Consider the following 26,361-nt stretch of genomic DNA (forward strand, 5'->3'; position numbering starts at 1 on the left):
TTTCTCCTTCAGTCGTTCTGGACGCTGCGGGCGCCCATCTGGGCGGTCAGCAGGGCAGCCTGGCGCGGCTCGACCGCCGCGATGATGCGGGCGCCAGTTTCGGGCTGGACGCGCATCAGGATCTCGGCGGCGAAATCGGGGGGCAGGTTGGTCAGCACCGCCGCGGCCTCGGCGGGCTTCATCTGGTCGTAAACGGCGACCAGGCGGTCGATATCCGCACGCACGGCTTGGGACGCGCCGTCGCGGCGCGACTGGATGCCGGATTTCTGCTGGCGCAGTTCGGTGGCGCGGGCACGCAGCGCGGCCTCGGCGGTGGCGATCTCGGCCTTGCGGGTGTCCATCGCCTCCATGTAGCGTTCGATCCGCAGCGCGCGGTCGCGCAGTTCGGTCGCAAGCGCCATGGCTTCCGGCACGTCGGTGCAGCCTTGCAGCAGGTCGCCCGAACTGGCGGAGGCCGCGAAAAAGCGCGACACATCCCCGGCCTGCCAGATCGCGGCCCCGGCAGGGACGGCAAAGGCCAGCGTCAGCGCGGTCAGGATGGATTTACGCATCGCCGTTCACCACGCGCTTGCGCAACCGGCGCATGGGGATGACGGGCGCGGGCTGGGCCGCAGGCGCCTGGGCCTGGGTGATCTTCTGGCGCAGATCCCACAACGCGCGTTCCTTGCGCGCGGATGCGATTTCCGCCGACAGCGCCCGGCCTGCCGCCGTGGCTTCGTCCTTGGCCTCGCGGATCGCGCGGTCCAGGCGGTCCACTTCGGACGCCATGATGGCGATGGCGCCGCCCAGGCCGGTTTCCAGGTTGTTGAGCCTGCGCAGGCGGCGCGACAGGATCAGGCAAAAGGCGCCGAGGCCCAGGGATGCGGCCAGCAGGGCGGCCTGAAAGACATGGTCCAGTGTCATTTGAAGCGAAACTCCGTGATCAGCAGATCCTTGATGGCGTCCTCGCCCAAGACATAGCGGGTGCGCGCCAGCAGCTCGGCCCGGATGATCTCCAGAACGCCGCGCTTGTCATAGGCGGCGGGGTCGATGCCCGACAGGAAGCTGGTGAAGGCGTCGGACACGCGCGGCATCAGATGCGCGACCTCGGCCTGATGGGCGCTGTCGGTTTCCAGGCTGGCCGCGAGAACCAGGCTTTGTCCCGATCCGCCGGGGATGATCAGGTCGACGGTGGGAACCGTCACGAACACCACCGCCGGTCCCTTGGGGGCTTCCTCCTTGGAGGCCATGATCGCAGCGGGCGACCACAACCCCAGATAGGTCGAGGCAAAGCCGCCCCCCGCGAAGGCCAGGGCGGCCAGGATCGGGATCAGCTTCTTCGTGCCGGATGCCTTGGCAGGCGGGTCGGCTGCCAGATTCGCGGTCGCATCGGTCATGGTGATTCTCCGTCGTGACAAGACGGAATTAGCACCCTGCGACTAACCAAATCTTAACGACGCCCATGTCATCAACACCGGGACACGAGGAACCTGACGCTGATTCGAAAGGGCCGGTTTTGCAAAAATTGCAGGACTATTGGACAGAGCGAAGCTCACAACAGAAAGCCATCCTGGTGGCGGCGTTTCTGACGACATTCCTGGCCATCGCGGGCTTTGCCTGGGTGGCGAACCGGCCCTCGATGAGCCTGCTTTACGGCGGCCTTGATGCCGCCCAGGCGGGCGAGGTCGTGGCCGGGATCGAGCGTTCGGGCGTGCCCTACGAGGTGCGTGGCGATTCGATCTGGGTCGATGCCGCCAGCCGCGACAAGCTGCGCATGGATCTGGCGGCCCAGGGTCTGCCTGCTGCGGGGGGCGCGGGCTACGAGCTGCTGGACGGGATGTCGGGTTTCGGCACCACGTCGCAGATGTTCGACGCCGCCTATTGGCGCGCCAAGGAAGGCGAATTGGCCCGGACGATCCTGGCCCTGCCCAACGTGAAGACCGCGCGGGTCCACCTGGCTATCGAGACCGGGCGCGGATACCGCCGCGACGGCCAGGGCAGCGCGTCCGTCACCATTGGCACCAACGGCCAGGGGGTCAGCCGCGAGCAGGCGGCGGCGCTGAAATACCTGATCTCGTCGGGTGTGCCGGGCATGACGCCCGAATCGGTCACGGTCATCGACGCCCAGCACGGCATCGTCGCCGCCGGAGAAGATGAGGCAGGCGCGGACCGCGCGGCCGAGATGAAGCGCAACGTCCAACGCATCCTGGAGCCCCATGTCGGCATCGGCAACGCCATTGTCGAGTTGAACCTGGATGTGGTCACGGAAACCGAGATGCTGACCGAACAGCGCTTCGACCCAGACAGCCGCGCGCTGATTTCCCAGGTGACCGAGGAAACGACGGATCAAAGCAACAGCACCGGCTCGGGTGCGGTCACCGCGGCCTCGAACCTGCCCGATGGCGACCGGGCCCAAGGTGACAAGTCCGAGGCGAACCGCCAGGAAACCCGACAGCAGGCCAATTACGAAGTGACCCGCGTGACCCGCGAGGTGTCGCGCCAGCCCGGATCGACCCGGCGCATGACGGTCGCGGTGCTGGTCAATGGCGTTCCCGAGGAAAATGCCGGGGGCGAGGTGCAGATGGTGCCGCGCAGCGAGGGCGAACTCGACGTGCTGCGCGAGCTGGTGGCGTCCGCCGTGGGCTTTGACGAGGCGCGGGGCGACCAGATCACCGTCAAGTCGCTGCCCTTTGCGGGCCTGGGACAGGATGGCACCTCTGCCGCGCCGGGCTGGATGGACCGGCTGGAACTGAACGGGCTGGCGCGCATCCTGCTGATCGGGCTGTTCGCCCTGGCGCTAGTGTTCCTGGTGCTGCGCCCGGTCCTGAAGGGCCGCGCCCGGCCCGCCCTGGACAACAGCCGCCCGGCGCTGGACGTGCCCGCCCTGACCGGCACCATCCTGCCCACGGTCGAGGTCATGCCGGAACCCATGGTTCCGCCTGCGCCGCCGCGCGCGCCCGAGCAACTGGCGCTGCCCCCGGCCGATCCGGTCGCCCGGCTGCGCAGCATGATGAAGGAACGCCATGACGAAAGCGTCAAGATCCTGACCGGCTGGATCGACAACAAGGAGAATGCGCTGTGACCCTTGCGGTATTCAAACTGGAATCCTTCAGCGCGGCGGTGGCGGCGCAGGGCGCTGCCCTGACCTTCAGCCGCGAGGCGCTGGACCAGGCCTTTGCCGACGGGCTGGCCGAAGGCATGGCCCGCCAGGGCGACGAACAGGCCCGCACCCTGAACGCCGGCCTGGATCGCCTGGCCCGGGCGCTTGCCGATGACGAGGCGCGCCGGGCCCACCTGCGCCGCGAGGCGGTCGAGGCCTTGGCCCCGATCCTGACACAGATCCTTGATTGCCTGGCCCCTGCCGCACAGTCGCGCCGCCTGGAAGAAGCGCTGACCGAGGAATTGCTGCGCTTGTCCCGTGCCGCCCCCCCCTTGCGCGCCAGCATCGCCTGCGGGCCGTCGTTGCGCGCCATGGTGGATCGCTGCCTGGCCGATTGCGGGCTGGGGGGGATCGAAGTCACCGCGACCGAATCCGATCGCATTTCCCTGTCGCTGCAAGGCGGCCGGATCGAACTGGAACCGGCGCGCCTGGCGGCGGACATCCGCGCGCTGCTGACCGAAATCAACGAGGCCAAACCGGAGGGAGACGAAACATCATGGACGCATTGAACCACCTGATCGACACCGACGCCATCAAGGTCGAGGTGACGGTGCGGTTGGGCCGCACGCGCCAGACCGTCGCGCAGCTTTCCTCGCTGCGGGCCGACGATATCCTGCTGCTGGATCAGTCCATCGACGAAGGCGTCGAGATCTGCGTGGGGGACAAGGTCATCGCGCGGGGCGAGTTGACGGCGGACGCCACCGCCGAGGATCGGCTGTGCGTGCGCATCCTGCCCGGCCCCGGCGCGGCATGATCCATCGCGCGGCTTTGGCGGCGGGGCTGGTGGTCCTGCCCACGGCAGTCCTGGCGCAGGATCAACTGGGCCAGATCGCCGAACAGGTGGGGCAGGGCCTGGGCCAGAACGCCGTGCTGCTGGTGGGCGCGCTGACGGCGCTGTCGCTGGCGCCTGCCATCGCCATCACCGTGACCTGCTTTCCCTTTATCGTCACCGTGCTGTCGATCCTGCGCCAGTCGATCGGGCTGCAATCCTCGCCCCCCAATATGCTGATCGTCAGCCTGGCGATGTTCCTGACCTGGTTCATCATGGACCCGGTCTTGCGCGAGGCGTGGTCCGTTGCGGGCGCGCCCCTGCAGGACGGAACCATCACCTTGGGCGAGGCGATCCGACGCGGCATCGTGCCGTTCCAGGATTTCATGGCGGCCCGCACCGACCCCGACACCCTGGCGGGCCTGGCCGAGATCGCGCCCGGCTCCGGCGACCGCAGTGCCCAATTGTCGGTGCTGATCCCGTCCTTCATGCTGTCCGAAATCCAGCGGGCTTTCGAAATCGGCTTTCTGATCGCGCTTCCCTTCCTGATCATCGACCTGGTGGTATCGGCCGTGCTGATGTCGATGGGCATGATGATGGTGCCGCCCGTCGTGGTGTCCTTGCCCTTCAAGCTGGCCTTTTTCGTGGCCGTGGACGGCTGGTCGATAATCGCGGGGGCCTTGGTGCGCAGCTATCAGTGACGCGCGTCTTGCGGGACGGGGCCGTTGTGGGGCAGATGCAGGCCAAGGCGGCGAAGGGCTGGGCATGGCGGCAGGAACCAACGGATGGCCGGGGACCGGCGCGCGATGAGCGTGGATCTGCGCGGCATCGGCGTGACCCTGGCCGGGCGCCCTGTCCTGGGGGGCATCTCGGCCTGCGTGACCGAGGCGCGGGTGGGTATCGTCGGGCGCAACGGCTCGGGCAAGACCACGCTGGCGCGTGTGATATCCGGGCTGATTGCGCCGGATGCGGGAACCGCCCGGATCGGCGGCATCGACATGGCCCAGGATCGCCGAGCTGCGCTGAAAACCGTCGGAATCATTTTCCAGAACCCAGATCACCAGATCATCTTTCCATCCGTAATCGAGGAAATTGCTTTCGGCCTGGCCCAGCAAGGCGTGCCCCAGCGTCAGGCCGAAGCTGCCGCACAGGCCATGCTGGAGCGTTTTGGCAAGGCACATTGGGCCAATGCCGCCACCCACAGCCTGTCGCAGGGGCAAAAGCAATTGTTGTGCCTGATGTCGGTGTTGGCGATGCAGCCCCGTGTGATCGTCATGGACGAGCCGTTCTCGGGCCTGGATATCCCGACGCGGCTGCAACTGATGCGCTATCTGGACGGGATCGCCGCACAGGTGGTGATGGTCACGCATGATCCCGCCCAGGTGCGCGGCTTCGACCGTATCCTGTGGCTGGAAGAAGGCCGCCTGCTTGCCGACGGCCCGCCCTCGACTGTGCTTCCTGCTTTCGAGGGCCGGATGCTGGAATGGGGGGGCCTTGATGATCTCTCTCACCTCGCCGGCTAGAACCTGGGCGCATCGCATCCCGGCGGGGGTCAAGCTGCTGGCGCTGTCCGGCCTGACCATGGCCCTGTTCCTGCTGGACGCTGCGGGGCTGGCCCTGGCCATGCTGGCGGTTGTGATCTTGTATCTGACAGGGGGCACGGGTTTCGCCGCACAGGGCGTGCGCCATCTGCGGATGCTGTGGCCGTTTCTGCTGCTGATCGCCGTGTGGCATGGCGCAACCGGGCAGGTCCAGGCGGGCCTTGCCATCGCCCTGCGCCTGCTGGCCGCGCTGGCGCTGGCGAATTTCGTGACCATGACCACACGTCTGACCGATATGATCGCCGTTTTGACTTGGCTGCTTACGCCCATGCGCCGCCTAGGCCTGTCCACCCGCGCAGTGGAACTGGCCATTGCCATGGTGTTGCGCTTCACCCCCATGCTGGTGGAAAACGGCCAAAGGCTGGCGATGTCCTGGCGTGCGCGGTCGCGCAGAAAGCCGGGCTGGCGCATCGTGATGCCGATGGCCGCCTTGGCGCTGGACGACGCCGATCATGTCGCCGAAGCTTTGCGCGCGCGGGGCGGGATTGTGCCCGATACAGGCCCGGGGAGGGGCTGAAACAATGGAACGCAACATGACCCGGATCGCGCTGTTCGCCGCGCTGATCGCAGCCCTGGGGCTGATTCCCAGCCTGACGCTGGCCTTTGGCGTGCCGATCACGGCGCAAAGCATGGGGGTCATGCTGGCTGGTGCGATCCTGGGCGCGAAACGCGGCGCGTTGGCCGTGCTGTTGTTCATGGCGCTGGTGGCGCTGGGCCTGCCGCTGCTGGCGGGCGGGCGCGGGGGGCTGGGGGCCTTTGTCGCGCCGACATCCGGGTTCTTCCTGGGCTGGCCGGTCGCGGCCTTCGTGACCGGGCTGATCGTCGAACGCTGGCGCGGCGCACCGCTGGCGGTTACGGTCGCCATCGCCTCGATCATCGGGGGGATCGTGGTGATGTATGCCTTTGGCATCGTCGGAATGTCGGTCACCCTGGGCAAGACCTTGGCGGAATGTGCGGCCTTGGTCACGGCCTTTGTTCCGGGCGACATGATCAAGGCAGTGCTGGCCGGGTTGATCACCCAGGGGCTGGCTCGGTCGCGCCCTGCCAGCCTGCTGTCGCGTCAATAGGGCCGCGCGGATTTTTTGGTGCAAGATCATACAAGTCTTTGACCTGTCACGCGGCAGGGCTATGCTTTGCGGCGATTGACCGGCGCCCCGGGGGGCGGCCATATCGGGGGACCACACATGAGCAGACTTGATCGCCGCGGGCTTTTGAAAGGCGCGGCTGCAACCGCGGGACTGACGCTGGCCGCGCCGTGGATCGCGCGGCCGGGACTGGCGCAAGGCGCGGGCACGCTGAACATCTTTGCCTGGGCGGGCTATCTGAACGACGAGATCCTGGGCGCCTTTGAAAAGGCAACGGGAATCAAGCCGAACTATACGGGCTATGGCACCAATGACGAACTGCTGAACCAGTTGCGCGCCAACAATGGCGGAGGCTTCGATCTGATCTGGCCAACCGTGGACCGGGTGCCGAACTATGTCGAATATGGCTTGGTCCAGCCGCTGGACGAATCAAGGATCGAGGTCGCAAAGGTTCTGCCCTCGGCGTGGGAAAACTCGACCAACCTGGGCGCGGTCGTGGACGGCAAGCGCTATCAGGTGCCGACCGACTGGGGGACCGAGGCGGTGGCCTTCGACCGCGACCAGATGCCGCTGGAATACGGCAGCGCCTCCTATGGCGACATCTGGGGAGAGGCTGCGGCGGGCAAGGCCACCGTGCGCGCCCATTCGGCCCTGGTGGGCCTGGGCCTTTGGCTGGAGGCCGAGGGCAAGCTGCCCCGCCCGTTGCTGGACGCCTTCAAGACACCCGAAGCGCAGACCGAGATCTTTGACGTGATCCTGGCCGAGGCGGTCGCGCGCAAGGGCAACATCATCCAGTTCTGGAACAACGAGAACGAAGCCCAGGGCGCCTTCCGCGTGAACGGCGCGGCCGTTGGCCAGACCTGGGACTCGACGGCCGCCGCCCTGGCCAAGGAAGGGATGCCGGTGGGCTTTGTCGCGCCCAAGGAAGGCGCGCTGGCCTGGATGGAGGGGCTGTCGATCCCTGCGGGCGCTGCGAACCTGGATGCGGCCTATGCCTTCATCAACTGGTTCCTGACGCCCGAGGCGGGGGCGATGTACACCAACGCGACCTCGATCAACTCGACCGCCGTGGGATCCGCCGATCTGTTGTCGGATCAGGCCAAGGCCTTCTTCGCCGCCGCTTATCCCGGCGATGCGCTGGACAAGCTGTGGTGGTGGCCGATCCAGGAAAGCTGGTATGTGACAAAGCGCAACGAATATCAGGACCGCTTCCTGTCTGCTTGACGAAAGACCGGGACAGGGGGCTTCCCCTGTCCCCACCAGAAAATCGGGGGATGGATGTCGCATTCGGTAGAGCTTGACGGGATCGGGATGACTTTCGGGTCAACGCGCGCAGTCAGCGACGTGTCCTTCCAGGTTCAGGCGGGCGAGTTCTTTTCGATCCTGGGGCCGTCGGGCTGTGGCAAGACCACCATCCTGCGCATGATCGCGGGATTCCTGGAACCCACCGAGGGACGCGTGCTGATCGGCGGGCGCGATATGCGGGGCCTTGGGCCCAACCAGCGGCCGACCGCGATGATCTTCCAGTCCTTGGCGCTGTTTCCGCTGATGCCGGTCTGGGAAAACATCGCCTTCGGGTTGGAGGCGCGCGGCGTCGGCAAGGCTGAACGCCGAAAGCGCGCCGACGAGTTGCTGCGCCTGATCGCGCTGGAGGGATACGGCGACCGGATGCCGGGCGAATTGTCGGGCGGGCAGCGTCAGCGTGTCGCCATTGCCCGCGCGCTGGCGGTTGAACCGGGCGTGCTGCTGCTGGATGAGCCGCTGTCCGCCCTGGACCTGAAGCTTCGCCAGCATATGCGGGCGGAACTGCGCAGCTTGCAGAAACGCACGGGCGTCACCTTCATCTATATCACCCATGACCAGTCCGAGGCGCTGGCCATGTCCGACCGTGTGGCGGTGATGAGCAGCGGTTTGCTGCAACAGGTCGCCACCCCGCGCCAGCTTTACGACAACCCGGCCACGCCTTTTGTCGCCCGCTTCGTGGGGGAAACCAATGCCATCGCGGGCCGGGTCAGCGCCATTGGCGAGGGCATGGCGCGTGTCGATACCGCCCTGGGGCCGCTGCACGGGCGCGCTGACCGGGGCCTTGCCATCGGCCAGGCCGCAACCCTTTATGTCCGGCCCGAGGCGCTGATCCCCGGTGCCGGCGCCAACACATTGCGCGCGCGGGTAGGCCGCATGGATTTCGAGGGCGCCTTTGCCCTTGTCCACGGCCAGTTTTCCGACGGCGCGGCCTTGACGGCGGCGGTGCCGTCCACGCGGCTGGGGGACGCGCCCGCGCCGGGGACCGATGCCAGCTTTTCATTCGCCCCGGAACACGCCGTGGTCCTGGCCGATGCGTGATCTTTACGCGCGCTTCGGCGGGGGCCTGGCGACGATCTTCCTGTCGCTGGTGATGATCTGGCTGGCGGCGATGGTGCTGGCGCCGAACCTGATGATGATCGACTATGCCTTGCGCCCGAACCTGCCGCCTGCGCAGCAGGGCGGACCGCAGGATGTCCGGTCGCTGGACAATTTGCTGTACCTCGCCAACGAGGGCGTGCATCGCGCCATCTTCTTCAAGACCATCTGGGCCAGTGCCCTGGTGGCCCTGGTGACGTTGGTCGTCTGTTATCCGGTGGCCTTCTGGATGGCGCAGCGCGCCACCGTGGGACAATTGTCCATCGCTCTGATGCTGGTCATCATCCCGTTCTTCATCAACGAGGTGTTGCGGACGCTGGCCTGGTTCATCCTGCTGGCCTATCGCGGGCCGCTGAACGCGGTCTTGCAGGGGATCGGGCTGATCGACGCGCCCATCCGCTGGCAGGGGAACGGCGGTGTGCTGGCGGGGATGGTTTACGCCTATATCCTGTTCATGCTGCTGCCGATCTATAACGCCATCGAATCCTTGGACAAATCGCAACTGGAGGCCGCGCGGGATCTGGGCGCCTCGACGGTGCGGACCCATCGCCGCGTGGTCATTCCCCATGCCAAGGCAGGGATCGCCACGGGCTGCGTCTTCACCTTCATGCTGGCGGCCGGATCCTATGTCGCGCCCGCGCTGCTGGGCAGCCCCGGCAGCCGCTGGTTCACCGAGATCATCTATAACTGGTTCTTCGAGGGCGGCGACTGGAACCGGGGCGCGGCCTATGCGCTGACGCTGCTGGTCCTGTGCCTGGCGGTCGTTCTGGTCACGCTGCGGCTGTTCCGTGTCAACCTGACGGATGTGGCGAAATGACGGCGGACCGGATCTTTCGCGGGCTGTTCGTCCTGTATCTGCTGGCCTTCGTGCTTTACCTGTTCGCGCCCTTGGTGATCATGGGCGTTGCGGCCTTCAACGAAAGCCGCTTTCCCACGGTGATCCCCTGGCAGGGCACGACGCTGGACTGGTTTTCCGCGATGTGGGCCGATGCCGCGATGTGGAGGGCGTTGTGGACATCGGCCATCGTGGCGGTGCTGGTGGTGGCCGTGGCGTTGCCGGTGGGGACGGCGGCGGCGCTTGTGCTGACCACGCTGCACTCGCGGGCGCGCAGCGTGGCCTATGCGGTGATGGTCTCGCCCCTGCTGACGCCGGGGGTGGTGATCGGGATTTCCACCCTGATCCTGTGGCGGCAGGTAGGCGTGGGCGGCGGCATCGCCCTGATCGTGGTGGCGCAGACGACCTTCATCATCTGCTATGTCATGCTGATGGTGATGGCGCGCCTGCAACGCTTTGACCGCACGCAGGAAGAAGCGGCCCTTGGACTGGGGGCCTCGCGGGTGATGGTGTTCCGCCGGGTGCTGCTGCCCTTCCTGCGGCCTGCGCTGCTGGCGTCGGGGGGGCTGGCAATCCTGCAATCGGTGGAAAACTACAACACCACCCTGTTCGTGCGCGGCTTTGAAACCCCCCTGACCGTGTTCATCGCCACAAAGGTCCGCACCGGCCTGACCCCCGCCGTCAACGCCCTGGCGCTGATCATCATCGCCGTCACGATCATCGGTGCCGTCGCCTGGGAAATCGCGCGGCGCAGGCAGGTCACAGCCCGGCCGCGTTCCTGATCGGGCTGCGCGACATCTGCGCCACCGCATCGCGCAACCGCTTGGCCAGGGGCGACAAGGGACGGCGCTTCAAATCCAGCAGGAAATAGGGCGACACCCGGATCGGCTGGGGCGTCGGAATGATCGTGAACCCGGCCTTGACCGGCGGCTGGATCAGCAGTTCCGCGACCTCTTGCGAGGCGGGCGTGATCGCATCCGTCTGCGCCAGATAGGCGATGGTCAGCAAAAGCGAAGGGCTGTTGACGATGTTGTCGGGTTCCGACAGCCCGACGCTGGCGAAAGCTGCCAAGGTCGCCTCCCGTATGGGGGAACCGCGCTGCTGCATGATCCATTCCTGGCCCACCAGTTCGGTCAGCGTGACCAGCCGCGCACGGGCCAGGGGATGATCGGCCCGCGCCATCAACGCTACCTTTTCATCCGACATCGGCAGGATGTTGAAGCTGTCGCTGTCGAATTCCGGCAGGATCCGGCCCAGGACGAAATCCATTTCCCCCGCGCCAAGCTGCATCAGCAGATCGCGCGACGGCATCACGTCCACGGTGATATCGGCGCCAGGGCTTTCTTCCTTGATCTGGCGGATCGCGCGGACAAGATAGCTGACCGCCGGTCCCGTCACCGCCCCCACCCGCACCGACCCGGCATAGCCGCCCCGCAGGGCGCGCACGTCGGCCTCGATGCTGGCCATTTCGCGCAGGATCACGCGGGCGCGGCGCAGCACGGTGGTGCCGATCTCGGTCGGCTCCATCCCCTTGGGCTGGCGGATGAACAAGGGCGCGCCGATCCGGCGTTCGGCCTCGGCCAGCATCCGGGATGCGGCGGGCTGGGTCATGGCCAGCGATTCTGCCGCCATCTGCAACTGGCTGTGCAGGGCGATTTCATGGATCAGGCGCAATTGCGCAGGCTTCAACGCATGGAATGACATATCAATTCAGCTATGTGGATGTGCTGTTTTCTCATTTTACCGTTATGACAGACCTGCGCTAGAACTTTCTGACCTATGGAGGATGCGCAGCCAACGATGCCGCGCAAGGGAGGATACAGATGAAGTTCAGAACCGCTGCGGTCGCGCTGGCGATCGGGGTATCTTGGCTTGCCACCGGCGCCATGGCCGAAACCATCGGCATCGCCATGCCGACGAAATCCTCGGCCCGCTGGATCGACGACGGCAACAACATGGTCAAGCAGTTGCAGGAAGCGGGCTATGACACCGACCTGCAATATGCCGAGGATGACATCCCGAACCAGTTGGCCCAGGTCGAGAACATGATCACCAAGGGCGTGAACGTTCTGGTGATCGCCGCCATCGACGGCACCACCCTGTCGAACGCGCTGGAAAACGCCGCCGCTGCCGACATCAAGGTCATCGCCTATGACCGGCTGATCCGCGGGTCGGAGCACGTGGACTATTACGCGACCTTTGACAACTTCAAGGTGGGCGTCCAGCAGGCGACCACGCTGGTCGATGGCCTGAAGGAACGCTTCCCGGACGTGAAGCCTTGGAATGTCGAACTGTTCGGCGGCAGCCCCGACGACAACAACGCCTTCTTCTTCTATGACGGCGCGATGTCGGTATTGCAGCCGCTGATCGACGACGGGTCCATCGTGATCGGGTCGGGCCAGACGGGCATGGAAACCGTGGGCACGCTGCGCTGGGATCCGGCGGTCGCGCAGTCGCGGATGGATAACCTCCTGTCCTCGAACTATGGCGACAAGCAGGTTCATGGCGTGCTGTCGCCCTATGACGGGCTGTCCATCGGCATCCTGTCGTCGCTCAAGGGCGTGGGCTATGGGTCGGGCGACATGCAGATGCCCATCGTCACCGGCCAGGACGCCGAGGTGCAGTCGGTGAAGTCCATCGAGGCAGGCGAGCAGTATTCGACCATCTTCAAGGACACCCGCGAGCTGGCCAAGGTCACGGTGGGCATGGTGGACGCTGTCCTGAAGGGGACCGAGCCGCAGATCAACGACACCGAAACCTATGACAACGGCGTCAAGGTCGTCCCGTCCTATCTGCTGGAGCCTTTGCCGGTGACGAAGGACAACTGGAAGGACGTGCTGGTCGGGTCCGGCTATTACACCGAAGACCAGTTGAAGTGATGCTTGCGGGGCGCGGGCCAAAGGGTTCCGCCCCCCGGTCACCGGCACCTTGGGAGGGGATGCGAATGACGAAGCTGAGACAGATGCTGACCGTTGCCGCGATGGCGATGGCGGTCCCGCTGGCTGCGGTGGCGGCCGACGAAAAAGTGGGCATCTCGATGCCCGAAAAGATCACCGCGCGCTGGGTTGCGGACGGTGAGAACATGGTCAAGCAGTTTCAGGAGGCCGGGTATCAGACCGACCTCCAATACGCCAATGACGACATCCCGGCGCAGCTGAGCCAGATCGAGAACATGATTACCACGGGCTCGAAGGTGCTGGTCATCGCGGCGCTGGACGGCACCACGCTGTCGAACGCGTTGGAAAGCGCCAAGGCGGCGGACATCAAGGTCATCGCCTATGACCGGCTGATCCGCGACACGCCGAATGTCGATTATTACGCCACCTTCGACAACTTCAAGGTCGGGGTCCAGCAGGGCACCTCTCTCGTGGAAGGCCTGAAGGAGCGTTTTCCGGACCAGAAGCCCTGGAATGTCGAGTTGTTCGGCGGCAGCCCCGACGACAACAACGCCTATTTCTTCTATGACGGCGCGATGAGCGTGCTGCAGCCGCTGATCGACAGCGGAGAGGTCGTCATTCCCTCGGGGCAGATGGGGCTCGACAAGGTCGGCACGCTGCGTTGGGACGCGGCCACGGCGCAGTCGCGGATGGACAACATCCTGTCCGCGAATTACGGCGACAAGGAGGTTCATGGCGTCCTGTCGGCGAATGACGGGCTGGCGCGCGGGATCATCTCGTCCGTCAAGGGCGTGGGCTACGGCTCGGGCGACACGAAGATGCCGATCATCACCGGCCAGGACGCGGAAATCCCCGGCATCAAGGCGATCATCGACGGCGAACAGTACTCGACGGTCTTCAAGGATACGCGCGAGCTTGCCAAGGTCACGGTCGGCATGGTCAACGCCATGCTGGAAGGCAAGGAACCCGAGGTGAACGACACCGAGACCTATGACAACGGCGTCAAGGTCGTGCCGTCCTTCCTGCTGGAGCCTGTCGCGGTCACGGCGGCGAACTGGAAAGAGGTTCTGGTCGACTCGGGCTATTACACCGAAGACCAGTTGAAATAAGCCCCGGCGGTCCCGGCCCGCGCTGGGACCGCTTCACGATGGGAGGAACGCGATGACGGCCATCCTTGAGATGCAGGACATCACCAAGACGTTTCCCGGCGTCAAGGCGCTGAGCAATGTGAACCTGTCCGTGCGCGAAGGCGAGATCCACGCCATCTGCGGCGAAAACGGCGCGGGAAAATCGACGCTGATGAAGGTGCTGTCGGGTGTTTATCCCCATGGCAGCTATGACGGCGAAATCCTGTATGACGGCAAGCCCACGCGGTTCCGCGACATCCGCGACAGCGAACACGCGGGCATCGTCATCATCCACCAGGAACTGGCCCTGGTGCCGCTGCTGTCGGTGGCCGAGAACCTGTTTCTGGGCAACGAGGTCGCGACCGGCGGCGTGATCAACTGGCCGCTGGCCTATCAGAAGACCGGGGAACTGCTGCGCAAGGTCGGCCTGACCGAGGCGCCGACCACCAAGGTCGAAAAGCTGGGCGTCGGCAAGCAGCAGCTGGTGGAAATCGCCAAGGCGCTTGCCAAGAACGTGCGCCTGCTGATCCTGGACGAACCCACCGCCGCGCTGCAGGAAAACGACAGCCAGAAGCTGCTGGACCTGATGCTGGAACTGAAGGCGCAGGGCGTCACCCAGATCATCATCAGCCACAAGCTGAACGAAATCCGCCGCGTCGCCGACCGCGTGACCGTGATCCGCGACGGATCGACGGTCTCCACGCTTGACCGCAGCGAGATCAACGAGGACCGCATCATCCGCGACATGGTTGGGCGCGACATGGCCCACCGTTATCCCGACCGCACGCCGAAGATCGGCGAAATGCTGATGGAGGTGCGCAACTGGTCCGTCATGCATCCCGACCAGCCTCGCCAGGTGATCCGCGACGTATCCATGTCGGTGCGCAAGGGCGAGATCGTGGGCATCGCAGGCCTGATGGGATCGGGGCGCACGGAATTCGCCATGAGCCTGTTCGGCCGCAGCTATGGCCGCGACATCAAGGGCGAGGTGACGCTGGCAGGTGCCAAGCCCGATCTGTCGACGGTGTCGAAAGCCATCGACGCGGGGCTGGCCTATGTGACCGAGGATCGCAAGGCCCTGGGCCTGATCCTGGACGAGCCGATCCTGCGCAACATATCCCTGGCGAACCTGGAAGGTATCTCCAAGGGGGCGGTCCTGTCGCGCGGGCGCGAACAGCAGGTGGCCGAGAAATACCGCAAGGCCATGAACATCCGCACGCCCAGCGTCTTCCAGCGGGTCGTGAACCTGTCGGGCGGCAACCAGCAGAAGGTGGTCTTGTCCAAGTGGCTGTTCACCGATCCCAAGGTGCTGATCCTGGACGAACCCACCCGCGGCATCGACGTGGGCGCCAAGTTCGAAATCTACAACATCATGAACGAGCTTGCGGCCCAGGGCCACGGCGTCGTCATGATCAGTTCGGAAATGCCCGAGCTTCTGGGCATGTGCGACCGCATTTATGTGATGAACGAGGGCCGGATCGCCGGTGAACTGGCCCAAGCCGAGGCCAGCCAGGAACGGATCATGGCCCTGATCCTGCAAGACGGAATGAAGGGGGAGGCCGCATGAGCACTGCCGAGACGGACAAACCCGCAAGGGCAAAGACAGGCATCGGCGCCCATCTGGGCAGCCACCTGCGCGAAAACGGGATGATGCTGGCTCTGGTGGCCATTGTCCTGTTCTTCTTCATCATGGTGCGCGCGACCCAGGGCGTCGATTTCCTGTCCGCGCAGAACATCACCAACCTGTTCCTGCAGAACTCCTATGTCATCATCATGGCACTTGGGATGCTGCTGGTGATCGTGGCGGGTCATATCGACCTGTCGGTGGGGTCGGTGGCGGCCTTCACCGGGGCGGTGGCGTCCATGCTGCTGGTCAAGATGCAGTTGCCGGTGCTGATGGTGATCCCCATGGTGCTGGTCGTGGGCGGCCTGATCGGCGCGGCCCAGGGATACTGGATCGCCTATTGGCGCATCCCGTCCTTCATCGTGACGCTGGCGGGGATGCTGGTGTTTCGCGGCCTGACCTTGTGGCTGCTGGGCGGCCAGAACATCGGCCCGTTCGAGCGGTCCTTCCAGTCGCTGTCCACCGGCTTCATTCCCGACCTGTTCGGCCCGGACAAGCCCAACTTCACGGCGCTGGTCCTTGTGGGCCTTGCCGCCGCTGCCATTGTCTGGGCGGGTGTCCGGGGCCGGGCGCGTGAAGCCGAATTCGGCATCGCGCCCGAACCCGCGGGCTTTTTCTGGGCGCGCAATGCCGTGGTGGTGATCGCGCTGCTGTTCGTGGGCTGGAAGCTTGCCAGCTTCCGGGGACTGCCCAATGTGCTGCTGATCATGTCGGTGCTGATCGTGCTGTATGCCTTCTTCACCGAAAGCACGACCACCGGGCGGCGCATCTATGCCCTGGGCGGGAACGAGAAGGCGGCGAAGCTGTCGGGCATCAAGACCGAACGGCTGGTCTTCTTCACCTTCGTCAACATGGGCGTGCTGGCGTCCCTGGCCGGGATGATCGTCACGGCGCGCCTGAACAGCGCCACCCCAAAGGCGGGCGTGGGCTTCGAACTGGACGTGATCGCGGCTGTGTTCATCGGCGGGGCGTCGATGACGGGCGGGTCGGGGCGCATCATCGGCGTCGTGGTCGGCGCGCTGATCATGGGCGTGATGAACAACGGGATGTCGATCATGGGAATCGGCATCGACTATCAGCAGGTGATCAAGGGGCTGGTGCTTTTGGCCGCCGTGATCTTCGACGTTTACAACAAGAACAAGCAAGGCTGAGCCATGTTTCTGTCGCAACTGAAAAGCCCCGGCGGCGACCGGGCTGTCGCCGCACGGACGGACGACCGCGCGTGGATCGTGCCGGGCGCCACCTCTACCCGCGATCTGGCCTGGGCCGCCATTGCCGCCGGCCGGGGATTGGAAGCCGAGGTTCTGGCGCGGGGTCGGGGTGAGGCCGTCGATCTGGCAGCCGCCCTGGCTGACAGCCGGGTGCTGCTGCCGCTGGATCACGATGACACGGCGCATCTGCACCTGACCGGCACCGGGCTGACGCATCTGGGCAGCGCGGCCACGCGCAATTCCATGCACGCGAAATCGGATGCGGAATCCCTGACCGACAGCATGAAGATGTTCCGCATGGGCCTGGAAGGCGGCAAGCCGCAAGGCGGGGCGGCCGGCGTGCAGCCCGAATGGTTCTACAAGGGCAATGGCGTGAACGCGGTCGCGCCTGGCGCGGCTCTTGTCTCGCCCGGCTTTGCCCTGGACGCGGGAGAGGAGCCGGAAATCGCGGGCCTTTACCTGATCGGCCCGGACGGCACGCCCTTTCGCCTGGGCTTTGCGCTTGCGAACGAATTTTCCGACCATGTGACCGAACGCGGCAATTACCTGTGGCTTGCCCATTCCAAGCTGCGGCCTGCCAGTTACGGACCCGAAATGCTGGTGGGCGATCTGCCGCAGCATGTCGAGGGCACCAGCCGCATCCTGCGGAATGGCCGGGCGATCTGGGAAAAGCCTTTTCTGTCGGGCGAATCCAACATGTCCCATTCGCTGGCAAACCTGGAACACCATCACTTCAAGTACGCGCTGTTCCGCTGCCCCGGCGACGTGCATGTGCATTTCTTCGGCACCGCCACCCTGTCATTCGCCGACGGCATTAAGGCACAGGCGGGCGATGTCTTCCAGATCGAATCCCCGGCCTTCGGCCTGCCGCTTTCAAACCCGCTTGACCAGCAGAACGGCGAAGCCCTTGTCGCCGTCGCCACACTTTGAGGCCGAAAATGACCTTTACACCCGCCCCCTGGCCCCGCCAGCTTCGTTCCCAGCATTGGTATGGCGGCACCTCGCGCGACACGATCTATCATCGGGGGTGGATGAAGAACCAGGGCTGGCCCCATGACCTGTTCGACGGGCGCCCCGTGATCGGCATCCTGAACACCTGGGCCGACCTGACGCCTTGCAACGGCCATCTGCGCGAACTGGCCGAAAAGGTGAAGGCGGGCGTTTGGGAGGCCGGCGGCTTTCCGGTCGAGGTGCCGGTCTTTTCGGCATCGGAAAACACCTTCCGCCCGACGGCGATGATGTTCCGCAACCTTGCCGCATTGGCGGTCGAGGAAACCATCCGGGGCCAGCCCATGGACGGCGCGGTCCTGCTGGTGGGCTGCGACAAGACCACGCCGTCGCTGCTGATGGGGGCCGCGTCCTGCGACATCCCGTCCATCGTCGTCACCGGCGGGCCGATGCTGAACGGCTATTTCCGGGGCGAGCGCGTGGGTTCTGGCACGCATCTGTGGAAGTTCTCGGAAGCCGTGAAGGCGGGTGAGATGACGCAGGAGGAGTTCCTGGAGGCCGAGGCATCGATGTCCCGGTCCTCGGGCACCTGCAACACCATGGGCACGGCCTCGACGATGGCATCCATGGCCGAGGCGCTTGGCATGGCGCTGTCGGGCAATGCCGCGATCCCGGCGGTGGATTCGCGCCGCCGCGTCATGGCGCAGCTTTCGGGCCGCCGGATCGTGCAGATGGTCAAGGACGACCTGAAGCCCAGCGACATCCTGACCCGCCAAGCCTTTGAAAACGCCATCCGCACCAACGGCGCCATTGGCGGATCCACCAATGCCGTCATCCACCTGCTGGCCATCGCGGGCCGAGTGGGCGTCGATGTGACCCTAGACGACTGGGACCGCTGCGGCCGCGACGTGGCGACCATCGTGAACCTCATGCCGTCCGGCCAATACCTGATGGAGGAGTTCTTCTATGCCGGCGGCCTGCCGGTGGTGCTGAAGCGCCTGGGCGAATCCGGGCTGCTGCACAAGGACGCGCTGACCGTCAGCGGTGCCTCGATCTGGGACGAGGTCAAGGATGTCGTCAACTGGAACGAGGATGTGATCCTGCCCGCCGATCGCCCGCTGATGGCCCAGGGCGGCATCGCGGTGCTGCGCGGCAACCTCGCGCCCAAGGGCGCGGTGCTCAAGCCCTCTGCCGCCAGTCCGCATCTGCTGGTCCATCGCGGCCGCGCGGTCGTGTTCGAGGACATCGACGACTACAAGGCCCGGATCGAGGACGAGGCGCTGGATATCGACGAAACCTGCGTGATGGTGATGAAGAACTGCGGTCCCAAGGGCTATCCCGGCATGGCCGAGGTGGGCAACATGGGCCTGCCGCCCAAGGTGCTGCGCAAGGGCATCACCGACATGGTGCGCATTTCCGACGCGCGCATGTCGGGCACGGCCTATGGCACCGTGGTCCTGCACACCAGTCCCGAGGCTGCGGCGGGCGGCCCCCTGGCCGTGGTCCGCGACGGCGACATAATCGAACTGGACGTGCCGAACCGCCGCCTGCACCTGGATATCCCGGACGAGGAACTGGCCGCGCGCCTGGCCGCGTGGCGCCCCAGCCATGACCTGCCGGCCAGCGGCTATGCCTGGCTGCACCAGGCCCATGTCGAAGGGGCGGATACCGGCGCGGATCTGGACTTCCTGAAAGGCTGCCGGGGCAATGCGGTCGGGAAGGACAGCCACTGATGAAGATCGCGCTTGTCGGCATCGGAAAGATCGCCCTGGACCAGCACGTCCCTGCGCTGAACGCCAGCCCGGACTGGGAACTGGCCGCCACCGTCAGCCGCCGTGGCACGGTCGAGGGTGTCGAGGCCTTTGCCGACATCGGTGCCATGCTGGACGCGCGCCCCGACATTCCGGTCGTCAGCCTGTGCCTGCCCCCCGTGCCGCGCTTCGATGCGGCCCAGGCGGTGCTGCGCGCGGGCCGTCACCTGATGCTGGAAAAGCCCCCCGGCGCGACCCTGGCCGAGGTTCATGCGCTGTGCGATCTGGCAGATCGGCAGGGCGTCACGATCTTTGCCACCTGGCATTCGCGCATGGCGATGGCCGTGGCCGCAGGGCGTGACTGGCTTGCCGGGAAAACGATCCGGGGAGGCCGCATCACCTGGCGCGAGGATGTGCGCAAATGGCATCCCGGCCAGGACTGGATTTTCGAGCCCGGCGGCATGGGCGTCTTTGATCCCGGCATCAACGCCCTGTCGATCCTGACCGAAATCCTGCCCCAGCCCCTGCGCCTGCTGTCCGCCGACCTGGATTTCCCGGCCAACCGGCAGGCCCCCATCGCCGCGCGCCTGACATTCAGCCAGGGGATCAGCGCCGATTTCGATTTCCGCCAGGAAGGCCCGCAAACCTGGGACATGGAATTTGAGACAGACGCCGGGCAGCTTGCCCTGCGGATGGGCGGAAACCGGCTGGAGGTCGATGGGCGGCACATCCAGGGCGTCGATGACATCATGGGCGAATATCCCGCGCTCTATGCACAGATGGCAAAGCTGGTTGCCGCAGGAAAATCCGACACGGACCTTGCACCCATGGTGCTTGTGGCCGATGCCTTCACCCTCGGGCGGCGCAACATCGCCGCGGACTTCAATTTCTGAGGATACAGCAATGACCTTCATCCCCCACGGCAAACATCTGATCGCAGGCGAATGGCTGACGGGCGAGGGGACGTTCCAGTCCTCGCCCGCTCATGGCACCGCGCATGACTTTAGCGCCGGTACGGTCGATCTGGTCAACCGCGCCTGCGAGGCCGCCGAGGATGCCTTTGGCGCCTATGCCGCCACCAGCCGCGAAGACCGGGCACGGTTCCTCGAAGCCATAGCCGACGGGATCGAGGCGCGGGCCGAGGCGATCACCGCCATCGGCACGGCGGAAACCGGCCTGCCCGAGGCGCGGCTGCAAGGCGAACGTGGGCGCACCACGGGCCAGTTGCGGCTGTTCGCGGACCATATCCGCAAGGGCGATTACCTGGACCGCCGCGTTGACACGGCGCTGCCCGACCGCCAGCCCCTGCCGCGTCCCGACCTGCGGCTGATGCAGCGGCCCATCGGGCCGGTCGCGGTCTTCGGCGCCTCGAACTTTCCGCTGGCCTTCTCCACGGCGGGCGGGGACACCGCATCCGCGCTTGCCGCAGGCTGCCCGGTCGTCGTCAAGGGCCATCCCGCCCATCCCGGTACCGGAGAGATCGTGGCCGAGGCGATCCATGCCGCCATTCAATCCACCGGAATGCCCGCGGGCGTCTTCAGCTTCATCCACGGCGACAGCCATGCAGTGGGCGCGGCCCTTGTCCAGCACCCGCTGATCAAGGCCGTGGGCTTTACGGGCAGCCTGCGCGGGGGGCGGGCACTGTTCGACCTGTGCGCCGCCCGTCCCGAGCCGATCCCCTTCTTTGGCGAACTGGGCAGCATCAATCCCGGCTTTGTCCTGCCCCAGGCCCTGGCCTCGCGCGGTGCAAAGCTTGCCGAAGGCTGGGCGGGCAGCCTGACCATGGGCGCGGGCCAGTTCTGCACCAATCCCGGCCTGATCGTGATGCCCAAGGGCGTGCTGGCCGATGCCTTCGCCAAGGCGGCGGGCGACGCGCTGTCCAAGGTCGGGCCGCAGGTCATGCTGTCGGACGGCATCGCCGAAGCCTATCGCACCGGCGCCAACCGCGCCGCGGGCGTGGCCACCCCCATCTTCGAGGCACAGGCCGAGGGCCGCAACGCGCTGCCCTCGATCTACAAGACCTCGGCCGAGGAATTCCTGCGCGACCATACCCTGGCCGAGGAGGTCTTCGGTCCCCTGGGCGTGATCGTCACCGTTTCGGGCGAGGATCAGATGCTGGACGTGGCCGAGGCCATGGAAGGGCAACTGACCGCGACGCTGCATCTGGACGACGGCGACATGGACATGGCGCGTCGCCTGATGCCGCTTCTGGAACGCAAGGCAGGCCGGATCCTGGCGAACGGCTGGCCCACCGGGGTCGAGGTCGCGGATGCCATGGTTCACGGCGGTCCCTATCCGGCATCGACCAATTTCGGCGCGACCAGCGTGGGGACCATGGCGATTCGCCGTTTCCTGCGTCCGGTCAGCTATCAGAACATCCCCGAGGCCCTGTTGCCCGAGGATTTGCGGGGCCTTTAGGCCCCGCACCATTCGTCCGGCGGGGCCGGCGAGATTATAAGAGAGGGAGGAATACCAATGACCATCAAGACCCTGCTCGGCACCGCCGCGCTTGTGGCCGTGACCGCCACCGGCGCCCTTGCCGAGGGCGAGACGGTCGGCTTTTCGCAGATCGGATCGGAATCGGGCTGGCGTGCGGCGGAAACCACGCTGACCAAGCAGCAGGCCGAAGAACGCGGCATCCAGCTGCAATTCTCGGATGCGCAGCAAAAGCAGGAAAACCAGATCGCCGCGATCCGGTCCTTCGTCGCGCAAGGCGTGGACGCGATCCTGCTGGCCCCAGTGGTGGCGACCGGCTGGGATTCGGTCCTGCAGGAAGCCAAGGAAGCCGAGATCCCCGTCGTCCTGCTGGACCGGCAGGTGGACAGCGCCGATGACCTGTACCTGACCTCGGTCGGGTCGAACCTGGTCCATGAAGGCGAGGTCGCGGGCGAGTGGCTGGCCAATGAGGTCGGCGACCGCGAATGCCGGATCGTCGAATTGCAGGGCACGACCGGATCCAGCCCCGCTATCGACCGCAAGACCGGCTTCGAGAACGCGATCAAGGACCACGCCAACCTGACCATCGTGCGCAGCCAGACCGGCGATTTCACGCGCGCCCTGGGCAAGGAGGTCATGGAAAGCTTCATCCAGGCCGAAAACGGCGGCAAGGACATCTGCGCGCTTTATGCCCATAACGACGACATGGCGGTGGGCGCGATCCAGGCCATCAAGGAGGCCGGGTTGAAGCCAGGCAGCGACATCCTGGTCGTCTCCATCGACGCCGTGCCCGACATCTTCAAGGCCATGGCCGACGGAGAGGCGAATGCCACGGTGGAACTGACGCCCAACATGGCCGGCCCTGCCTTTGACGCGCTTGCGGCATACTGGAAGGACGGCACCATGCCGCCGAAGTTCATCCAGACGGAATCCAAGCTGTTCACGCAGGCTGACGATCCGGCGGGCGAATACGAGCGCCGCAAGGGCCTGGGCTATTGACTGCCCTTGCCGGGCCGCGCGCAAGCGGCCCGGCATCCATGACGAAGGGGAAGGCGTCATGCTGCTGTCCATCCGGTCTCTGACCAAGACATTTCCGGGAACGCGCGCGCTTGACGCGGTCGATTTCGACCTGCGCGCAGGCGAGGTTCACGCCCTGCTGGGCGAAAACGGCGCGGGCAAGTCCACGCTGATCAAGTGCCTCACCGGCGCCTATCGCCGCGACGAAGGCACCATCAGGCTGGACGATGCGCCCATCGATCCGCGTTCCACGGCCCATGCGCAGGAACTGGGCATCGGCACGGTCTATCAGGAGGTCAACCTGCTGCCGAACCTGACGGTGGCGCAGAACCTGATCTTCGGGCGCGAGCCGCGCCGGTTCGGGTTGATAAACAGCCGCGCGATGCGGGCCGAGGCACGGGCGATGCTGGCCGAATACGGGCTGTCGCTGGACGTGGACCGCGACCTTGGCACCTATTCCGTGGCCATCCAGCAGATCATCGCCATTGCCCGCGCGGTGGCGCTGTCGGGCAAGGTGCTGATCCTCGACGAGCCGACCGCATCGCTGGACGCGGCCGAGGTGCGGATGGTCTTCGACGTGGTGCGGTCCTTGCGCGAACGGGGCCTTGGCATCGTCTTCGTGTCGCATTTCCTGGATCAGGTGTTCGACCTGACCAACCGGGTGACGGTGCTGCGCAACGGGCGCAAGATCGTGACGGCCGACACCGCCAGCCTGGACCGCGTCCGCCTGATCGAACATATGCTGGGCCGTGAACTGGAAGCCGCGACGAGCGATCAGTCGTTGTCGCGCGGTCCCCGTCCGCCGATGCTGGATTTTCGCGGCATCGGCCGCCGCGGCACCGTCGAGCCGTTCGACCTGGCCGTTGGACAGGGCGAGGTCGTGGGCCTTGCCGGCCTGTTGGGGTCGGGCCGAACCGAATCCGCCGAACTGCTGTTCGGCCTGCGCAACGCCCATTCCGGCGAAGCGCGCGATCAGCAGGGTCCGCTGGACCTGCGCAGCCCGCGCAGCGCCATCGCGGCAGGCTTCGGCTTCGTCCCCGAGGAACGCAAGACCGACGGCATCGTGGCCGATCTCTCGGTGCGCGAGAACATCATCCTGGGCCTCCAGGCCCGTCGCGGCTGGGCGCGGCCCATTCCCCGCGCCGACCAGAATCGGCTGGCCGACGATTACATCAAGCGCCTGGACATCCGCACGGCGGGCCGGGACAAGCGCGTCGGCGACCTGTCGGGCGGAAACCAGCAAAAGGTCGTGCTGGCCCGCTGGCTGGCGATGAACCCGCGCTTCCTGATCCTGGACGAGCCGACGCGCGGCATCGACGTGGGCGCGCACGCGGAAATCGTGCGGCTGATCCACGAGCTGGTGGAACAGGGCATGTCGCTGCTGGTGATCAGCAGCGAGATCGACGAACTGATCGCCGTATCCGACCGCGTGATCGTGCTGCGCGACCGCCGCCATGTCGCCCAACTGACGGGGGACCAGATCGCGCCGAACCGCATCATGGGGGCCATCGCCGCCACCGAGAGGGCCGCGTGATGGAAATCCTGAAGCGCCTCGCCCCGCAACTGATCGCGCTTGCCGCCCTGGTCGCGGTGGTGACGGCCTTTTATCCGGCCTTCCTGAATATCGCCATGAACGACGGCCGGCTGGTCGGCCCTGTCATCGACGTGCTGAAGCGATCCGCGCCCGTGGCGCTGCTGGCGGTGGGCATGACGCTGGTCATCGCCACGCGCGGCATCGACCTGTCGGTGGGCACGATCATGGCGATCTGCGGCGCGGTCGCCGCCGCGGCCGTGGCGGCGGGCTGGGGCCTGCCTGCCGCGCTGATCCTGGCGCTTGGCGCGGGTGCGCTTGCGGGGCTGTGGAACGGCGTGCTTGTGGCCATTGTCGGCATCCAGCCCTTTGTGGCCACGCTGATCCTGATGACCATGGGGCGCGGCGTGGCGCAACTGATCACCGAGGGTCGGATCCTCACCTTTACCGATCCCGGCTTTGCCTGGATAGGGTCGGGCGCAGTGGGGGGACTGGCCGTGCCCACCTGGATCTGGATCGCCACCGCCATTGCCGCCGCCCTGCTGATGCGCCGCACCGCGCTTGGCCTGCTGGTGGAAGCCATCGGCATCAATCGCCGCGCCAGCACGCTGGCAGGCGTCAACGCCACCGTGCTGCTGATCGCGGTCTATGTCGCATCCGGGCTGTGCGCCGCCCTGGCGGGGCTGATCGTGACCGCCGACATCCGTGGAGCGGACGCCAACAACGCAGGCCTGTGGCTGGAACTGGACGCGATCCTGGCCGTCGTGATCGGCGGCAATTCCTTGCTGGGCGGGCGGTTTTCCATTGCGGCATCCGTCATCGGGGCGCTGATCATCACCACGATCAGCATCGGCATCCGCCTGATCGGCTTTCCGTCGGAATACAACCTGATCATCAAGGCCGGGCTGGTGCTGGTGATCCTGATCCTGCAATCGCCGCGCATCAGCGCCGAATGGCGGTTGTGGCGCGACAGCCACCGCGCGCAACGCGACGCACAGTTGCAGAGGCCCACATGAACATCCGCGCGCTGCCGCTTTATGTCACCATCGGCATCTTCCTGCTGGCCTATGCGGTCTTCTGGCTGCAATTCCCGAACATCCTGTCCACGCGGGTGGTGGGCAACCTTTTGACCGACAATGCCTATCTGGGCATCGTCGCGGTCGGCATGACGCTGGTGATCCTGTCGGGGGGCATCGACCTGTCGGTGGGGTCGGTGATCGCGTTTTCGGGGGTGTTCATCGCCGTGATGCTGCGCGACACGGGGCTGCACCCGCTGGCGGTCTTTGCCCTGCTGCTGGCGCTGACCACCGCCTTTGGGGCGGGCATGGGGTTCCTGATCGACCGGCTGGCGATGCCCGCCTTCATCGTCACGCTGGCGGGAATGTTTTTGGCGCGGGGCGCGGCCTATATCCTGTCCATCGATTCCGTCCCCATCCAGCATCCCTTCTATCAGGCGCTGCAAGGGGCCTATTGGCTGATGCCGGGCAAGGGGCGGCTGACGCTGATCGGGGTGCTGATGGTCCTGACCTTCGTGCTTGGCATGATCGTCGCCCACAAGACCCGCTTCGGCGCATCCGTCTATGCCCTGGGCGGGGGCGAGGCCGCGGCCCGGCTGATGGGCGTCCAGCAGGGCCGCACGACGGTGCTGGTCTATGCCTTTTCGGGCGCGATGGCGGGGCTGTCGGGGATCGTCTTTTCCATTTACACCGGGTCGGGCTATTCGCTGGCGACGGTAGGGACGGAACTGACGGCCATCGCCGCCGTGGTGATCGGCGGCACGCTGCTGACGGGGGGCGCGGGCTATATGTTCGGCACCTTCGTGGGCGTGCTGACCATGGGGCTGATCCAGACCTATATCGTCTTTGACGGCAGCCTGTCGTCCTGGTGGACCAAGATCGTCATCGGCATCCTGTTGCTGGCCTTCATCCTGCTGCAAAAGGGCCTGCTGAAACTGTCGCAGATGCGGCTTTCCCGGGCAGCATAGAAGGGG

Annotated in this window: 27 protein-coding genes; 23 read left to right on the plus strand and 4 right to left on the minus strand. The window is 65.9% G+C overall.

Annotated elements, in window-relative coordinates; translation table 11 throughout:
• Positions 1–8: 8 nt before the first annotated feature.
• Genes Q5701_RS04155 through Q5701_RS04165 form a run of 3 tightly spaced genes read right to left on the minus strand, consistent with a single transcriptional unit; the run spans position 9 to position 1,376 of the window.
• Positions 9–551, minus strand: coding sequence for a MotE family protein (locus tag Q5701_RS04155; protein WP_306753913.1), 543 nt, complete (start codon positions 549–551; stop codon positions 9–11).
• Positions 544–903, minus strand: coding sequence for a hypothetical protein (locus Q5701_RS04160; protein WP_234854023.1), 360 nt, complete (start codon positions 901–903; stop codon positions 544–546). The genes Q5701_RS04155 and Q5701_RS04160 overlap by 8 nt, the downstream gene beginning before the upstream one ends.
• A complete protein-coding gene (locus Q5701_RS04165; RefSeq protein WP_306753915.1) occupies positions 900–1,376 on the minus strand; it encodes a flagellar basal body-associated FliL family protein in 477 nt (158 codons plus the stop codon). The genes Q5701_RS04160 and Q5701_RS04165 overlap by 4 nt, the downstream gene beginning before the upstream one ends.
• A gap of 65 nt (positions 1,377–1,441) precedes the next feature.
• Between Q5701_RS04165 and fliF the strand changes: the two genes are divergently transcribed.
• The 11 genes from fliF to Q5701_RS04220 all read left to right on the plus strand — a co-directional run bounded on the left by fliF (position 1,442) and on the right by Q5701_RS04220 (position 10,611).
• The gene (fliF, locus tag Q5701_RS04170) at positions 1,442–3,061 is read left to right on the plus strand and encodes a flagellar basal-body MS-ring/collar protein FliF (protein ID WP_306753916.1); all 1,620 of its coding nucleotides are present in this window, start codon (positions 1,442–1,444) and stop codon (positions 3,059–3,061) included.
• Positions 3,058–3,648, plus strand: coding sequence for a hypothetical protein (locus Q5701_RS04175; RefSeq protein WP_306753917.1), 591 nt, complete (start codon positions 3,058–3,060; stop codon positions 3,646–3,648). The genes fliF and Q5701_RS04175 overlap by 4 nt, the downstream gene beginning before the upstream one ends.
• Positions 3,636–3,893 carry a FliM/FliN family flagellar motor switch protein gene (locus Q5701_RS04180; protein WP_306753919.1) on the plus strand — a complete coding sequence of 86 codons (258 nt, stop codon included), beginning with the start codon at positions 3,636–3,638 and terminating at the stop codon, positions 3,891–3,893. Before Q5701_RS04175 ends, Q5701_RS04180 begins: the two co-directional genes overlap by 13 nt.
• A complete protein-coding gene (fliP, locus tag Q5701_RS04185; RefSeq protein WP_306753922.1) occupies positions 3,890–4,609 on the plus strand; it encodes a flagellar type III secretion system pore protein FliP in 720 nt (239 codons plus the stop codon). The genes Q5701_RS04180 and fliP overlap by 4 nt, the downstream gene beginning before the upstream one ends.
• An 84-nt stretch (positions 4,610–4,693) precedes the next feature.
• Positions 4,694–5,431: an energy-coupling factor ABC transporter ATP-binding protein gene (locus Q5701_RS04190; RefSeq protein ID WP_306753923.1), complete on the plus strand. Its 738-nt coding sequence runs from the start codon at positions 4,694–4,696 to the stop codon at positions 5,429–5,431.
• Complete coding sequence (locus tag Q5701_RS04195) at positions 5,406–6,026, plus strand: CbiQ family ECF transporter T component (RefSeq protein WP_306753924.1); 621 nt, start codon at positions 5,406–5,408, stop codon at positions 6,024–6,026. Before Q5701_RS04190 ends, Q5701_RS04195 begins: the two co-directional genes overlap by 26 nt.
• Positions 6,027–6,030: 4 nt before the next feature.
• Complete coding sequence (locus Q5701_RS04200) at positions 6,031–6,576, plus strand: biotin transporter BioY (RefSeq protein ID WP_306753925.1); 546 nt, start codon at positions 6,031–6,033, stop codon at positions 6,574–6,576.
• 117 nt (positions 6,577–6,693) lie between these two features.
• Positions 6,694–7,818 (plus strand): extracellular solute-binding protein, encoded by a 1,125-nt coding sequence (locus Q5701_RS04205; protein ID WP_306753926.1) that lies wholly within the window; start codon positions 6,694–6,696, stop codon positions 7,816–7,818.
• Positions 7,819–7,905: 87 nt separating this feature from the next.
• On the plus strand, positions 7,906–8,937 hold the full coding sequence (locus Q5701_RS04210; protein WP_306753927.1) for an ABC transporter ATP-binding protein: 1,032 nt from the start codon (positions 7,906–7,908) through the stop codon (positions 8,935–8,937).
• A complete protein-coding gene (locus Q5701_RS04215) occupies positions 8,930–9,811 on the plus strand; it encodes an ABC transporter permease (RefSeq protein WP_306753928.1) in 882 nt (293 codons plus the stop codon). The genes Q5701_RS04210 and Q5701_RS04215 overlap by 8 nt, the downstream gene beginning before the upstream one ends.
• Positions 9,808–10,611 carry an ABC transporter permease gene (locus Q5701_RS04220; RefSeq protein ID WP_234854011.1) on the plus strand — a complete coding sequence of 268 codons (804 nt, stop codon included), beginning with the start codon at positions 9,808–9,810 and terminating at the stop codon, positions 10,609–10,611. Before Q5701_RS04215 ends, Q5701_RS04220 begins: the two co-directional genes overlap by 4 nt.
• Here the strand turns inward: Q5701_RS04220 and Q5701_RS04225 are convergent.
• Positions 10,589–11,533, minus strand: coding sequence for a LysR family transcriptional regulator (locus Q5701_RS04225; RefSeq protein WP_234854010.1), 945 nt, complete (start codon positions 11,531–11,533; stop codon positions 10,589–10,591). The genes Q5701_RS04220 and Q5701_RS04225 overlap by 23 nt on opposite strands.
• A 119-nt stretch (positions 11,534–11,652) precedes the next feature.
• Between Q5701_RS04225 and chvE (Q5701_RS04230) the strand changes: the two genes are divergently transcribed.
• The 12 genes from chvE (Q5701_RS04230) (at position 11,653) to yjfF (ending at position 26,355) form a co-directional block, all read left to right on the plus strand.
• Positions 11,653–12,708, plus strand: a complete 1,056-nt coding sequence (chvE, locus tag Q5701_RS04230; protein ID WP_306753929.1) for a multiple monosaccharide ABC transporter substrate-binding protein — start codon at positions 11,653–11,655, stop codon at positions 12,706–12,708.
• Positions 12,709–12,773: 65 nt separating this feature from the next.
• On the plus strand, positions 12,774–13,835 hold the full coding sequence (chvE, locus tag Q5701_RS04235) for a multiple monosaccharide ABC transporter substrate-binding protein (protein ID WP_306753930.1): 1,062 nt from the start codon (positions 12,774–12,776) through the stop codon (positions 13,833–13,835).
• Between the two features lie 52 nt (positions 13,836–13,887).
• Positions 13,888–15,420, plus strand: a complete 1,533-nt coding sequence (gene mmsA / locus Q5701_RS04240) for a multiple monosaccharide ABC transporter ATP-binding protein (protein WP_306753931.1) — start codon at positions 13,888–13,890, stop codon at positions 15,418–15,420.
• Positions 15,417–16,628, plus strand: coding sequence for a multiple monosaccharide ABC transporter permease (gene mmsB / locus Q5701_RS04245; protein WP_234854008.1), 1,212 nt, complete (start codon positions 15,417–15,419; stop codon positions 16,626–16,628). The genes mmsA and mmsB overlap by 4 nt, the downstream gene beginning before the upstream one ends.
• Before the next feature lie 3 nt (positions 16,629–16,631).
• Positions 16,632–17,618, plus strand: coding sequence for an AraD1 family protein (gene araD1, locus Q5701_RS04250; RefSeq protein WP_306753932.1), 987 nt, complete (start codon positions 16,632–16,634; stop codon positions 17,616–17,618).
• 8 nt (positions 17,619–17,626) lie between these two features.
• On the plus strand, positions 17,627–19,369 hold the full coding sequence (gene araD / locus Q5701_RS04255; RefSeq protein WP_306753934.1) for an L-arabinonate dehydratase: 1,743 nt from the start codon (positions 17,627–17,629) through the stop codon (positions 19,367–19,369).
• Entirely contained in the window at positions 19,369–20,280 is a 912-nt protein-coding gene (locus Q5701_RS04260; protein WP_306753936.1) for a Gfo/Idh/MocA family protein, read from the plus strand. The genes araD and Q5701_RS04260 overlap by 1 nt, the downstream gene beginning before the upstream one ends.
• 10 nt (positions 20,281–20,290) lie before the next feature.
• Positions 20,291–21,805, plus strand: a complete 1,515-nt coding sequence (locus Q5701_RS04265) for an aldehyde dehydrogenase (NADP(+)) (protein WP_306753937.1) — start codon at positions 20,291–20,293, stop codon at positions 21,803–21,805.
• A 57-nt stretch (positions 21,806–21,862) separates the two neighbouring features.
• Entirely contained in the window at positions 21,863–22,822 is a 960-nt protein-coding gene (gene ytfQ / locus Q5701_RS04270) for a galactofuranose ABC transporter, galactofuranose-binding protein YtfQ (protein WP_234854003.1), read from the plus strand.
• A 58-nt stretch (positions 22,823–22,880) separates the two neighbouring features.
• On the plus strand, positions 22,881–24,374 hold the full coding sequence (locus Q5701_RS04275; RefSeq protein WP_306753938.1) for a sugar ABC transporter ATP-binding protein: 1,494 nt from the start codon (positions 22,881–22,883) through the stop codon (positions 24,372–24,374).
• Positions 24,374–25,387, plus strand: a complete 1,014-nt coding sequence (locus tag Q5701_RS04280) for an ABC transporter permease (protein ID WP_306753939.1) — start codon at positions 24,374–24,376, stop codon at positions 25,385–25,387. Before Q5701_RS04275 ends, Q5701_RS04280 begins: the two co-directional genes overlap by 1 nt.
• The gene (gene yjfF, locus Q5701_RS04285) at positions 25,384–26,355 is read left to right on the plus strand and encodes a galactofuranose ABC transporter, permease protein YjfF (protein ID WP_306753940.1); all 972 of its coding nucleotides are present in this window, start codon (positions 25,384–25,386) and stop codon (positions 26,353–26,355) included. The genes Q5701_RS04280 and yjfF overlap by 4 nt, the downstream gene beginning before the upstream one ends.
• Positions 26,356–26,361 lie beyond the last annotated feature (6 nt).

The organism is Paracoccus actinidiae (genome assembly GCF_030863885.1).
GTDB lineage: Bacteria > Pseudomonadota > Alphaproteobacteria > Rhodobacterales > Rhodobacteraceae > Paracoccus > Paracoccus everestensis.

Excerpts from the sequence above, each read along its gene's own strand:
- Q5701_RS04155 (WP_306753913.1), bottom strand. The coding sequence starts at position 551 with ATGCGTAAATCCATCCTGACCGCGCTGACGCTGGCCTTTGCCGTCCCT.
- Q5701_RS04160 (WP_234854023.1), bottom strand. The coding sequence starts at position 903 with ATGACACTGGACCATGTCTTTCAGGCCGCCCTGCTGGCCGCATCCCTG.
- Q5701_RS04165 (WP_306753915.1), bottom strand. The coding sequence starts at position 1,376 with ATGACCGATGCGACCGCGAATCTGGCAGCCGACCCGCCTGCCAAGGCA.
- fliF (WP_306753916.1), top strand. The coding sequence starts at position 1,442 with ATGTCATCAACACCGGGACACGAGGAACCTGACGCTGATTCGAAAGGG.
- Q5701_RS04180 (WP_306753919.1), top strand. The coding sequence starts at position 3,636 with ATGGACGCATTGAACCACCTGATCGACACCGACGCCATCAAGGTCGAG.
- fliP (WP_306753922.1), top strand. The coding sequence starts at position 3,890 with ATGATCCATCGCGCGGCTTTGGCGGCGGGGCTGGTGGTCCTGCCCACG.
- Q5701_RS04190 (WP_306753923.1), top strand. The coding sequence starts at position 4,694 with ATGGCCGGGGACCGGCGCGCGATGAGCGTGGATCTGCGCGGCATCGGC.
- Q5701_RS04195 (WP_306753924.1), top strand. The coding sequence starts at position 5,406 with ATGATCTCTCTCACCTCGCCGGCTAGAACCTGGGCGCATCGCATCCCG.
- Q5701_RS04200 (WP_306753925.1), top strand. The coding sequence starts at position 6,031 with ATGGAACGCAACATGACCCGGATCGCGCTGTTCGCCGCGCTGATCGCA.
- Q5701_RS04205 (WP_306753926.1), top strand. The coding sequence starts at position 6,694 with ATGAGCAGACTTGATCGCCGCGGGCTTTTGAAAGGCGCGGCTGCAACC.
- Q5701_RS04210 (WP_306753927.1), top strand. The coding sequence starts at position 7,906 with ATGACTTTCGGGTCAACGCGCGCAGTCAGCGACGTGTCCTTCCAGGTT.
- Q5701_RS04215 (WP_306753928.1), top strand. The coding sequence starts at position 8,930 with ATGCGTGATCTTTACGCGCGCTTCGGCGGGGGCCTGGCGACGATCTTC.
- Q5701_RS04220 (WP_234854011.1), top strand. The coding sequence starts at position 9,808 with ATGACGGCGGACCGGATCTTTCGCGGGCTGTTCGTCCTGTATCTGCTG.
- Q5701_RS04225 (WP_234854010.1), bottom strand. The coding sequence starts at position 11,533 with ATGTCATTCCATGCGTTGAAGCCTGCGCAATTGCGCCTGATCCATGAA.
- chvE (WP_306753929.1), top strand. The coding sequence starts at position 11,653 with ATGAAGTTCAGAACCGCTGCGGTCGCGCTGGCGATCGGGGTATCTTGG.
- chvE (WP_306753930.1), top strand. The coding sequence starts at position 12,774 with ATGACGAAGCTGAGACAGATGCTGACCGTTGCCGCGATGGCGATGGCG.
- mmsA (WP_306753931.1), top strand. The coding sequence starts at position 13,888 with ATGACGGCCATCCTTGAGATGCAGGACATCACCAAGACGTTTCCCGGC.
- mmsB (WP_234854008.1), top strand. The coding sequence starts at position 15,417 with ATGAGCACTGCCGAGACGGACAAACCCGCAAGGGCAAAGACAGGCATC.
- araD1 (WP_306753932.1), top strand. The coding sequence starts at position 16,632 with ATGTTTCTGTCGCAACTGAAAAGCCCCGGCGGCGACCGGGCTGTCGCC.
- araD (WP_306753934.1), top strand. The coding sequence starts at position 17,627 with ATGACCTTTACACCCGCCCCCTGGCCCCGCCAGCTTCGTTCCCAGCAT.
- Q5701_RS04260 (WP_306753936.1), top strand. The coding sequence starts at position 19,369 with ATGAAGATCGCGCTTGTCGGCATCGGAAAGATCGCCCTGGACCAGCAC.
- Q5701_RS04265 (WP_306753937.1), top strand. The coding sequence starts at position 20,291 with ATGACCTTCATCCCCCACGGCAAACATCTGATCGCAGGCGAATGGCTG.
- ytfQ (WP_234854003.1), top strand. The coding sequence starts at position 21,863 with ATGACCATCAAGACCCTGCTCGGCACCGCCGCGCTTGTGGCCGTGACC.
- Q5701_RS04275 (WP_306753938.1), top strand. The coding sequence starts at position 22,881 with ATGCTGCTGTCCATCCGGTCTCTGACCAAGACATTTCCGGGAACGCGC.
- Q5701_RS04280 (WP_306753939.1), top strand. The coding sequence starts at position 24,374 with ATGGAAATCCTGAAGCGCCTCGCCCCGCAACTGATCGCGCTTGCCGCC.
- yjfF (WP_306753940.1), top strand. The coding sequence starts at position 25,384 with ATGAACATCCGCGCGCTGCCGCTTTATGTCACCATCGGCATCTTCCTG.